This window comes from Clostridium sp. NkU-1 (assembly GCA_001312405.1).
Genome location: BBDR01000010.1, coordinates 106,374 through 118,255, shown reverse-complemented (window position 1 = coordinate 118,255; position 11,882 = coordinate 106,374). Strand labels below are relative to the sequence as shown.

At 42.4% G+C, this 11,882-nt stretch carries 12 protein-coding genes; all 12 read left to right on the top strand.

Features of this window, described 5'->3' with window-relative positions; genetic code table 11:
* Positions 1-22: 22 nt before the first annotated feature.
* A complete protein-coding gene (gene rplJ, locus JCM10519_RS15735; protein WP_054740324.1) occupies positions 23-526 on the top strand; it encodes a 50S ribosomal protein L10 in 504 nt (167 codons plus the stop codon).
* A gap of 116 nt (positions 527-642) precedes the next feature.
* Entirely contained in the window at positions 643-1,014 is a 372-nt protein-coding gene (rplL, locus tag JCM10519_RS15730; RefSeq protein ID WP_054740322.1) for a 50S ribosomal protein L7/L12, read from the top strand.
* A gap of 258 nt (positions 1,015-1,272) precedes the next feature.
* Positions 1,273-1,476 (top strand): cold shock domain-containing protein, encoded by a 204-nt coding sequence (locus tag JCM10519_RS15725; protein ID WP_013271149.1) that lies wholly within the window; start codon positions 1,273-1,275, stop codon positions 1,474-1,476.
* A gap of 468 nt (positions 1,477-1,944) precedes the next feature.
* Positions 1,945-2,658: a polysaccharide deacetylase family protein gene (locus JCM10519_RS15720; protein ID WP_347844410.1), complete on the top strand. Its 714-nt coding sequence runs from the start codon at positions 1,945-1,947 to the stop codon at positions 2,656-2,658.
* Between the two features lie 2,043 nt (positions 2,659-4,701).
* Positions 4,702-4,905: a hypothetical protein gene (locus tag JCM10519_RS30655; RefSeq protein ID WP_347844409.1), complete on the top strand. Its 204-nt coding sequence runs from the start codon at positions 4,702-4,704 to the stop codon at positions 4,903-4,905.
* Entirely contained in the window at positions 4,871-5,068 is a 198-nt protein-coding gene (locus tag JCM10519_RS15710; protein WP_054740317.1) for a hypothetical protein, read from the top strand. The genes JCM10519_RS30655 and JCM10519_RS15710 overlap by 35 nt, the downstream gene beginning before the upstream one ends.
* Positions 5,065-5,229, top strand: a complete 165-nt coding sequence (locus tag JCM10519_RS30650; protein ID WP_347844408.1) for a hypothetical protein — start codon at positions 5,065-5,067, stop codon at positions 5,227-5,229. The genes JCM10519_RS15710 and JCM10519_RS30650 overlap by 4 nt, the downstream gene beginning before the upstream one ends.
* A 70-nt stretch (positions 5,230-5,299) precedes the next feature.
* A complete protein-coding gene (locus tag JCM10519_RS15705; protein WP_347844407.1) occupies positions 5,300-5,611 on the top strand; it encodes a hypothetical protein in 312 nt (103 codons plus the stop codon).
* Positions 5,608-6,972 (top strand): DUF6273 domain-containing protein, encoded by a 1,365-nt coding sequence (locus JCM10519_RS15700; RefSeq protein WP_054740314.1) that lies wholly within the window; start codon positions 5,608-5,610, stop codon positions 6,970-6,972. Before JCM10519_RS15705 ends, JCM10519_RS15700 begins: the two co-directional genes overlap by 4 nt.
* A 435-nt stretch (positions 6,973-7,407) precedes the next feature.
* Positions 7,408-7,968: a hypothetical protein gene (locus JCM10519_RS15695; RefSeq protein ID WP_054740312.1), complete on the top strand. Its 561-nt coding sequence runs from the start codon at positions 7,408-7,410 to the stop codon at positions 7,966-7,968.
* Positions 7,859-9,442, top strand: a complete 1,584-nt coding sequence (locus JCM10519_RS15690) for a hypothetical protein (protein ID WP_347844406.1) — start codon at positions 7,859-7,861, stop codon at positions 9,440-9,442. Before JCM10519_RS15695 ends, JCM10519_RS15690 begins: the two co-directional genes overlap by 110 nt.
* Positions 9,342-11,621 (top strand): hypothetical protein, encoded by a 2,280-nt coding sequence (locus JCM10519_RS15685; RefSeq protein WP_347844405.1) that lies wholly within the window; start codon positions 9,342-9,344, stop codon positions 11,619-11,621. Before JCM10519_RS15690 ends, JCM10519_RS15685 begins: the two co-directional genes overlap by 101 nt.
* Positions 11,622-11,882: the final 261 nt, after the last annotated feature.

Here is an 11,882-nt window from a genome sequence, read left to right as displayed (position 1 = left end):
ACTAAACAGGAGGTAAACCATAATGGCAAAAGTTGAATTAAAGCAGCCAGTTGTAAGCGAGATCAAGGAATTACTTGATGGCGCTGAGGCAGCGGTAGTTGTAGATTATCGTGGTATCTCAGTTGCTCAGGATACAGAGCTTCGTAAGAAATTAAGAGAGGCTGGTGTTTCCTATAAAGTATATAAGAATACTATGATTCGTTTCGCTGCTCAGGGCACAGCATTTGAAGCTCTGGAGCCAAATCTGGAAGGACCTACAGCAATTGCTGTATCCAAGACAGATGCAACAGCTCCGGCTAGAATCCTGGCTGAGTTTGCTAAGACAGCTCCGGCTTTAGAAGTCAAAGGCGGCGTTGTAGAAGGCACTTATTATGATGCAAAGGGTATGGCTAAGATCTCCAGCATTCCTTCCAGAGAAATCCTTCTTGGAAAGTTGCTTGGAAGCATCCAGTCTCCTATCACAAACATTGCTCGCGTTCTCAAGCAGATTGCAGATGCTCAGGGCGGAGAAGCAGCAGAAGCATAAGATTCTTAATGAAGGTAAGCACAGCGCACCTGAATTTAGAAAATTAGCCGTTCGGTAAGCTATCAGGCGAATCGAACTTCCTTAAAAAAACATATTAAATACGGAGGTATATTATAATGGCAAAGTTAACAACAGCTGAATTTATCGAAGCGATCAAAGAATTATCTGTATTAGAATTAAACGAATTAGTAAAGGCATGTGAGGAAGAATTTGGTGTATCTGCAGCAGCAGGCGTAGTAGTTGCAGCAGCAGGCCCTGCAGCAGCAGAAGAAGAGAAGACTGAATTCGACGTTGAATTAACCGAAGTTGGCCCTAACAAGGTTAAGGTTATCAAGGTTGTTCGTGAAGCTACTGGCTTAGGCTTAAAGGAAGCTAAAGACGTAGTTGATGGCGCTCCTAAGGTATTAAAGGCTGGCGCATCCAAGGAAGAGGCTGAGCAGATCAAGACTTCCTTAGAGGCTGAAGGCGCAAAAGTTACTTTAAAGTAATTTTATTTTGTGGCTATTTTGGACAGGGTTTGTACCTTTTTAGGAAGGGACAGGACCCTGTCTTTTCTAGTCTAAAATAACAGAATAGTCTTGACAATTTTGTAAATTCAGGTTAGAATGTACGTGTATTATCGAATGGAGTTATGATTTCACATATTTTTGTAAGTCATTATTTTCGGATGATGATTTACAAAATATGTGATTTTTTGTTTCAGGCGATATATCAAATATTTTTTTATTTTATAGGAGGTACACGTTATGAACAACGGTACAGTAAAATGGTTTAATGGTGCTAAGGGATATGGTTTCATCGTAAATGACGCAACAGGCGAGGAAGTTTTCGTACATTTCTCCGGCATCGTTGCTGATGGTTACAAGACTCTGGAAGAAGGCCAGAAAGTAACTTATGAAACAACAGAAGGAAACCGTGGTCTGCAGGCAGTTAACGTTTGCATGGCTTAAGAAAAGCTTCGATTTATATGTAAGCTTTAAAGGCTGTTCTCATTTAAGATGGGAACAGCCTTTTTTATCGGCTGGGGTATTGGATTTTATGGGAAGTAAGGAGGCGCTTGCATAGGATGCTGAATTTGTCGGATATACGGGAATAAGCCGGTGCTGGGGAGAAGAATCCAGGAAGTATGAGTGAAGGAATCAAAGGCCAGCCGGAGGGGTAAAGTGCCTGTCATTTGATCTGAAATGAGACTGCATTGAAGGCAGGGGGTTTATATGGGGGTAGATCTGTTGATAACTGTTGATTTAAAGTAGTATGTTTGTGTATAAAGTCCCCTTTTGTTTAGCAGATATATCTTGGTGATAGGATCATTTAAGGGAAAAGATAGAAAAAGACAGAAATGTTTTGGTTTTATTTTTCTGAAATACTCCATAGATTAATTAATAATGGCAGAAAGCTGGGCTTATGAGATTATGAAAATGAAATGGAAAGCGGCCTGTTTAGTGGTTGTTTTTATATTGGATATTATTTTTATAAAGGGCATGCACCAATCATATACAGAGGCAAAGGATACCCTGTTTCTTCCCGCAAGTGCGGACGCTGAGGCAAAGGATGAGGTCAGGAGACAATTCTCCGGGGATAAGGAGATTGCGTTGACTTTTGATGATGGCCCTCATTCTGTTTATACGCCAAAGCTTCTTGATGGACTTCGCAAAAGAGGAGTCCATGCTACCTTTTTTATTCTTGGAGAAAATGTGGAGGGGAAAGAGGCCATTTTGAAACAGATGAAAGAGGATGGACATTTAATCGGGAATCATGGATATACTCATGTACAAATGAGCAAGGAGGCGGTGAGAACTGCCTGTCAGCAGATTGAACAGAATAATCGGCAGATTGAGGAGATTACCGGTACAAGGCCTGAGTATTTGCGTCCGCCTTATGGTTCCTGGAATGAGGAACTGGAGTGTACAACTGACATGACGGTGGTTCTTTGGAATTTAGATCCTCTTGATTGGAAGACAAAGAATACCAAAAAGGTAGTGCGTTATATTGTAAAGCGCGTGGAACCTGGGGATATCATCCTTCTTCATGATGTGTATCCGACTTCGGTGGAAGCAGCCCTGGAGGTAATTGATACTTTGACAAAGCAGGGATATACCTTTGTCACGGTTGATGAGCTGTTAGTGGATTGACAGGAATCAGATATTATAGTGAGTTTGGGGAATATTAAGAGGGGTATGATATGTCCTGAAAAAGGAATAATTGAGGTTTTTAATGTTGGGAGTTGTGGTTGGACGGTAATTATTATAGGGGGTATATGTTTTTATTCAGCAAAGAATTAACATAGGGAACTGTGAGGGGATGTGATGAGGGGATAAAGCTTTTTTTTGTTATAAATTATCTGGGATATTAGTGTGAAGTTATGGAAGGAGTACATATTGTTTTAAAATATAGCTTGCATATATCACGTATGAGCAGGTTGATTTTCTGCTAAGTTTGTTGTATACTGTAATAGAAGTCAGGAAGCAGCTTGTTTGGTATTTTGTTACCTGGTGACAAAAAAGCAGTTTGGGTGATACCTTTTACCGTTTGATGTGATAAATGTACGGTTAGAAGGCTCCTTGCATTGCAGGGAGTTTTTTTCTTTAAATGGGGTGTCCGATTGGTAAATGCGGATTTGCAAAGCAGAAGAGGTTTGGATTGATTGGAGAACCAGGAGGTTTGGTCCATTTACCTGGTCCATTAAAACCTTTATTTACTGTAGGAGAAAAGGTCTGGTTGATTTTTATTTCTATTCTTAATTTATGTAAGTTTTTGATGGATTTATTAAAAATAGTATTACAGCAATCATTTGATTTTTCAAGTCAGTATCGACAAATATTCCCGTTTATAACATTGATATGCCGTGTATAGTATTAGGCTTTATTGGAGGTGTGCAATGATTTTATGATTCATTCTAATAAATAAGTTTTTTTTGTTTTTATAATTTTGCTTGATTTATTTTATTGGTAGTATATTAAATGTCCGCATTTCCATTAGTTATCTTTGAACATAATTCCTTTAAAATTCATATTAATCAAATCTGTTTCTGGTCTCATGTAATTGCCTGTTGAATCAGGAAATAACTTTCCCATTTCTGGGTCCTTTTTGCAAATCCCTATTTTTAATAATTGTATTTAGTGATTTTTTTTCATGTTTGCTGTCACAAAGGTGATAGGAGGCTTATTCTGTGTATTTCATTGTTCCTTTTATTATGAGTCCAATATTTTAGGACCATTTTATGCAGTACTTTAATACTGTCCCGTGAACTTAATATTTTTATTTATGATTATGTTTATATGTATAGGTATCGATAAATGGTGCACTGTTTCGTGGCTGGGAAATCTTTGGGAGTGAGTTTTTTTTGACTTTTATTTCATGTGAAATATCCGTCTGAAAGGAGTGATGTATTTTTTTTCTATCGGAGAATTTTCAACAAGTCTTATGGAGCGTATTGATTGAGGTAAATATCATGACTTCAAAGCATATGTTATCTTCTGATTTACATTTCTGACCTCTATCTCATAACTTACATTCTTTTTTTTCGTCTTATCCTTTCATAAGTGTATTTTGTGGTTTGCATTTAACTGGACTGCAAGGCTATATTCGGTAAAATGGGTTACATTTTTTAAATAATGCTTTGAGAAAATCCACTTTTTCTTTGAACTTAATTCACTGATAGGCGGATGGATATGGTATGGCGATTAAGCGACCAGATATTTAAAAATTTTTTGTAACAAATCATTGTGCGGATTTAATAGATATCGGAGTTCTTTCTAAAAAAAATGTAACTTTTAGCATATCAAGTTTATCAGCCATTCCGGCAATTAGATGTTCCTTCTTTGGATTTTTATTTACTTCTCCATTTTATTTCCATAATTTTGTCAATAAATTTATAACAAGAATACCATTATACTTTTCTCCATAAAACTGCTTTTGGCAGGAAGAATTTAAAGGATTAAACAATACAGAAGCCATTTATCCCTTCTTATGCAACAAATTGTAAGCACTGCTGTTATATACCGGCCTGTTCTATTTAGTACGAAAAGATTGCAGTGGTTGTAAGTTGTTAAGTGAGTAACTGAGGGATTTACTCAAGAAAGCAGGTTAGGCAGGAGAAATAACAAATAGTAAGGAGTGATGAAAGATTATACTGGACAGAAAAAAAATGTTTTGCTTTATTGAGCACAGTATTAATGGTAACGAGTATTTCAATTCCAAGTTATGGTGCATGGATACAAAAGGATAGCCATTGGATCTATGGGGAAAATCAAATTTACGAAAAGAATGCCTGGAGGCTGATTGAGGGGGCTTGGTATTACTTTGGCGATAACAGTTATATGGTTACTGGCTGGCGGCTGATCGATGGCAAATGGTATTTTTTTAAACCCTGTCTCTGATGGGACAAAGGGGAAGATGCTCACCGGCTGGCAATGGATAGATGGATGCTGTTATTACCTTACCGAACAATCTGGAATTAATCATCCCGAAGGGGCTATGTACATAAGTGAAAAAAACTCCGGATGGGTATTCCATAGATTCTTCCGGGGCTTGGATCGATGAAAACGGCACGATACAGTATGTATCTGGAAAAGGAATACAGACAACCAATACTAAAAAGTCAACATTGGCAGGTGAAATTTCCAATGGGAGCTCTGGTGGCGGTGGATCAGGGAGCCAGGGGGGTGATCCGAGACCAGATATGGCACAAAGCCAGACAGTAGTTCAAAGGATCTGGTACCAGGAAAGGGAGAATCGGAAACTGAGCCGGAGATTCCGGTGTCGGAGGAAATCTTGGAGGGAACCGAGGAGCCAGAAATGCAGTACAGATACTCGGTGCGGTATCTAGATATCAAAAATAAAACCGTATTGCAGGCGGTGGCTGGTGTGGGGACAGAAGGAGAAATGATTGATATTATACCGCCGATAATTGACGGTTATAAGTTGTGCGGAGGGCAGAAGGAAAGCTTTAGGCTGATCAGTAATCAAATGGTCCTGAACATCTATTATGAGAGAGAAAACGTGGCTTCCCCTTCGGAGGCCAAAAAAAAGTTGAATGGAATCTCTATTTTGTTGAAAGGGGGAATCACAACAACGAGATATTGAAAGCCCAGCAGGGATGTACAGAAGAGGGCTGGCCGCTTACCGTTGACTTTCCGGAAACTATATTAGGGACGGATCAGTATTATTATCATTCTCTTGTATCAAGTCCGTGGAATGTCATTGTAAACGGTAATGGGATTCAAAAATACTACATTGAATTTGAAAAAGGAGATTGCCTTCCTGAAGACGAGGAACCGGATCAGGAAGCCAAAGACAAGCTGGAAAAATGGCTGGAGGTTTCAAAGATGGCAGATTTTAGACTTAGCGGCCAGAAGTCATCATACCAGCAGCTCATTACAAAGAGTAAAGAGGAAAGTAATGAAAGGCTTCTTAATTTAGTGTCAATGGCAGATGGTACGGAGCGGAAGGAAATCTATCTTATTGCAAAGCGGCATGTGCCAAGTACCGTAATCGTAAGTCAGACATTCCAAAATATTAAGAACTTATCTGAGCTGGTCATGGATGAATTTACGATAGCTTATGAGGAATACACAGTTGTAAGAGTAGGCTTTGAAAAAAAATATGATGAAAGCACATGTAGCCATGATTACCAGGTTGAGGATAGAATCAATGCCACATGTACGGCAAACGGCCATGAAACGGTCCGGTGCCGGAAATGTGGAAAGGAAGAAATTGTGATACTGCCTGCGATTGGACATGTGGATGCAGATCATGATGGAATTTGTGATATCTGTTATGAATCCACTGGCAAAACGCTAGAAACCGTACATTACCATATCGGTGATGTACAGGTCCGGACCATTGGAAACAAGATTTACCTATTCCGCTGCATCGATGAAGATTATGAGGATACCATGGGCAACAATCAGCGGACAGCGCTGTTTCTTTGTGACAGTGTGATCCGGTTTGATCTGGATGGAGCGGCGAAGAAACTGAGTTTTGGGTTTAATAACAATTATAAGCACTCCAATATCCGAGAATGGCTTCTGAGTCATGCTTCAGATGATTTTGTCCATGAAACATATATCGGAATTACCAGGTCATACATAGGGGCTACATGGAAGGGATACTATGAGCAGTTAGATGACAGCAGCCTTAAGGCTGGTAAGGAGGTGTTTCAGCTTATACAGGATAAAGTATTTATTTTGTCAGTGGATGAGGCGCTTAAGTACCGGAATGTTCTCTGGAAGTTTTATGGAAGTGAAACAAACAATCCGGAATCGCAGGTTTCCGCTTATTCTAAAGGATATTATCTTCGTACCCCGCAGGATGATGGATTGGAAGACTTCCTTTATGGAGATGGGATCTATGGGGTCAGTCTGGTAGATGGAAATATTCAGCCAGTAAGTGTAAAGGAGACGGACTTTGGTATCAGGCCGGCCATGGCAGTCCTGCAGGGATAGGAAAGATTTTTAGGAGTCGTTATTATTTCTTGAAGCTGCCATATTGATATTATCCGGTTTGTTTTTTTAACCATGTTCCTGCAGTACATTCCAAACGAAAGGAGTTGGGGGATAAAGGGTAGATGGAGTGGATAAGAAAATAGCAGGAGATAAGTTTTGGCGTCATAAATGGCTGGAATTATGTGCTAATAGAGGTAAGAGGTACTTCTTTGATCCAGTCACTGCAAAGGTACTTATGGGCTGACAAAAAGTGGATAGGAGATGGTACGGCTTTATTGGGCAGAATGAATCACAAACCTATTATGGAGGTAAATGTGATGGAGTTATTTATAAAGCCGGGTAGGCCGTTTGGTTTCATGTATCAGGATGAAAGGATTCCAGATGGACATCTAGTAGTTGAAGATGGTATTTGGATTAATTCAGTAAGGAGGAATAATGAGAAAAGGACTTGTAAGAGGGCTGGCATACGTTATGTGTGCAGCCATGGCAATAACAGCAGTACCGCCTTGGGCGGTGTATGCAGAAAATGGACAAACCATTGAAAATGCAATACATACAGCTACCCCCTCTGAGGCAGACCGTGATACAGGAGACAATGAGGAGGTGGAGGAGAACGAAACCGGCGGGGAGCTGGAATTCGGTTTAGAAACAGAAGAAAGGGAAGAAGAGAATTTCAGAGAAGCCACTCCTTCCGAAGCGATAGAGGCACCGAAGGAACTTCCTACAATTCTTCCCGCTAAAATGGCGGTAAAGGCCGCTGCTTCCAGTTCCCTGGGAGATATCTGGGATACATGGGCAGGAAAGACAAGCTTTGAGTTTTTAAGCGGAACCCAGGGGGAGGGTACAAAAGAAAAAACCTTACCTGATCAAGAACAGGGAACAACTCATGGGATTTTCAGAATTGGCCGCCATGGGAATGACTGTTCCGGATGCCGAGGGAGCGAAATATGCCGGTGTCTATTCCGGATGTTATTTCGCCCTTGGAGGAAACATTGATTTACAGGGAGTGGACTGGATACCCATCGGTTTTTATCGGGACTCCGCAGAAAATTCCAGTGCGGTCCCCTATCCTTTCAGCGGGGAATTTGATGGAAAAGGCTATGCCATCAAGAACTTAAAGATTACCTCATTTGCTGGCTATAACAATGTCGGACTTTTCGGGGCAGTCACGGATGCAAGAATCCATGACGTGACTATCATTCCGGATAGCAGCGAGATTAAAGGAAAAGACAGGATCGGAGTTGTGGCCGGATATGCAGAGGATTCCCAGATCAGGAACGTGACCGTGAAAAACGCCTATATCCGTTCCACTGGCATTGCCGGGGGAATCGCGGGAGAGATCAGCGGTACCGTTATTGAAAATGCAACCTGTGAAAAGGTGATGATTGATGCCACCGGCGGAACGGATGTAATTTATGTTGGTGGGATTGCTGGGATTGCATCGGATTCCTATATTGCAGACTCAGATGTTTCTACCGGAGATGGAACCACGGCCAGAGTCCAGGGGACTGGCTACATTGGCGGGATCGTTGGATACCAGAACGCAGCTTATATTTACAATACCCATGTCAGCGGAACCATCGGCGGCTATCATTCAACGGCCATCGGCGGCATCACCGGAAGATATGCAGCCGGGAAGATAAAAGTGGCACGGTTTGAAGGGACTATCGGAAACTCCCAGCTTGGGTCCCTGGCAAGAGAGGGGACCTTCATCGGGACGAGGCAGGGAGCCGCAACAAACTTTAATTACATAGAGGATGTGGCCTATCTGTTTGCGGATTCCGAGAGCAAGATTAGTGCCAATGTATGCGGATCAGAGATCAGCGATGATAATGATTATAGCTATGCTGCCCATGTAGGATACTGGCATTCTGGGGATCTGTACTACACTCTAGTGCAAGGCGGAGCGAAAAAGACTATCACAGATCAGTATTTCTATGAAGAATTGGAGAACGGCATCCTGACAGTCATAGATGAGGAAAGCGGAGATTATATCCTGGATCATTTTGCCCCCAATTCCCTGGGCCGTCCGGTGAGAGGATATCTGTTAAACGTAAACCAGATCGACACGGTGGCAAATGGCCAGAACTTTTATGATGTTGCTACCCTTGAAGTAAGAGGCAGCTCCCAATATTCCAGGCCCCTTGATAAGGAACATCGGGGAGCCATTGCAGCCGCGACAACGGTCTGTGTGACAACGACCCCCAGGAATACGGATTCAGAAAAATACCAGATGGAAGGGACTCCAACTTACACCAACAGTAAAGGAATAAAGAAGAGTACTACCTATTCAGACGGCAGTCATGCCTATACCTTTTTCATGCCGCAGGAAGATATATCCGTATCAGCGGTCTATAAAAAAAGTGGCCGTGTCCATCAAGGTGGAACCGGAGGATTATACTTTTGCAGTAGTACAGACCAGGACAGGAAATCGGAAAAGTCCAGTAAAGACTACAGAAATCCGGAATAAGGAAGGTAAGCTTATTGCCCGCTATATCAACGGAGTGTTAGAGCAGGGAACTGAGGTTCAGCCGGTGAATATCAAAGCCATTATTGATACTAATAATGATGTGGAAGATAACCGGGTGAAGTGGAGCATTGATGATCCCCAGCTTATAAACCTGGCGAAAAACAATGATGAGGAAACCGATGGCTATACCGCCAAATCGGCCAGCCTTTCCGTAAACCTTTCCTCCTCCTTTTTTACAAGCATCATTGAAGCTGCGGAGAGAACCCAGGAGGATGGAAATTATCAATATAAGATACCGAACACGATTTATGGAGCTGGTCATCAGAACGGCGGTGTTGCAGTTCTGACAGCACAGACCCGGCCCTCTGCTTCCTTTGAAGGAAAGCCCTGTATAGCAAATAGCCGGATCAACGTTACATTTCAGATCCTGGATAATACCTTAGTGGCAACGGAAGGGGCGGCACTTGATAAACAGGCTCTTGCCTATACGGTAACAAGGACCTTAACCGGGGACCGGACCAATCCGCAGGAAACGGTGACAGTAACGGCTCCCCAATCATTAACGGCAACCTTTACACCGGACTTTTTCTCCAGAAATGAAGTAACCTGGACAAGTTCGGATCCAGCGGTGGTCTTAGTATCCCAAGACAACCAAGCTTACCGGGAAGCATCAGTTTCAGCCCTTAAGGATTCCGCCTGGATCAGAAATATCATGGCAACGGATAACGGAATCCGGGAGAATGATAAGTATGCAAAGATATCCGGGGCTGGAAGCCGGGACGTGACTGTTACCGTAAACGGAAAGGACAAGCTTGGAAATCAGGCTTCAGCTACATGCCAGGTGACAGTAAAATTTATGACTAACGATCAGACACGGATTGTTCCAGAAGGAATCCCCCTGGATCAGACGGCTCTTACTTACAGTCTTGGGTATCAGAAGGTAGGAGATATCCATTCTGAAACGGTCCAAAAGACCGGCTTTGAATCAAAAAAATTGTTAGCAGCCGTTCTTCCGGAGGTGGAGGATACCGCAGTGCATAAGCCTTATGACCGCAACGTTTTATGGATCTCTTCTGATCCAGAAGCAGTAAAGGTGGATCAGGAAGGAAATGTGACTCCGGTTGATGGAGCACCGTGGATCAAAGAGGCACTTTCAAAGGCACCGTACCGGGCAGAAAAGAACGTGGAGATCACAGCCGTAACAAAAGACGGCCAGATGGCCGCTTCCTGTAAGGTCACATTAACCTTCCAGACGGAATGCATAGAGGCAGACCGGGAGAGCGAGAAATTTGACCTGGTATTTACAAAGACAGGAAAATCAAACAATCCCGTTCTTTCATGGAAAGGACTTGAAAGTAAGAAATTCAATGCTTCCGTATACACCCGGTGGAGCGGGGCGGACTCTTCTGGAAGCCAGGATAAAAAGAATGTTTTATGGCGTTCCTCTGATGCCGGTATCCTTATAGTGGATCAGGAAGGAAACGTGACTCCTGTAGTTTTCAATGAGAAACAAGAGGTTACGGCCAGCTGGATCAAGGAGGCTATGGGAAGATCCCCATACACCGGAACTATAACGACAATAGTTTGTGCAGTCACCAGTGATGGAAAGATGTCTGATCCGGTCACTGTAACCCTTAATTTCAAAGTATTAGATCAGACGACTTCTGGGAGTTCTTCCGGAGGCGGGGGTGGAAAAGGTTCTTCAGGAGGTGGAGGCGGTTTCTATTCCGTGGGAGTAACGACCGCAGGGAATACCCAGGGACCGGCAGCTCCAGCCGGAGCAATAACGGGAACCTGGACACAGGTAGCAAATGGGAAATGGATCTTTGCGTCTAACCGGACTTATACAGATGAATGGGCATATATCAGTAACCCATACGCAACAAAAAAAGAGGATTCAGCTTCTTGGTATCGCTTTGACAAGGACGGATTTATGGTGACAGGCTGGTATATGGCTGCTGACGGAAACCTGTATTATTTGAAACCTATATCTGATGGGACACAGGGCCAAATGCTTACAGGGTGGCAGTACATGGAAGGCGCTTGGTATTATCTTAATCCGGTTTCTGATGGAACAAGAGGGAAGTTAATTACGGGAACCGTTATTGAAGGGCAATATCAAGTAAATGAGAAAGGCCAGTGGGTACAGGGCGGAAAAGTGGTTACTGCTATGCAGTAGCCTTCGCCCGGCCAAAAGGCCGGTGAACCTTGGCAATCGAATATGTTAAACCGATAGAAAAAGATCTTTGTATCATTTTGTGTTTATGAAAGGGTAACATGAAGAGAAAGCTTTTGACGAAAAGGTTATTAATAGAAAATGCTCAAAGGCCTGTTTGAAACACTAATAAGGTTTGTAAAAGTGACCGTAATATAGTATAATATGAAGTAGGTAATCAATCTGCTGGGTGATTTCCATCTCCGAAGGGAGGTGGTTGTTATC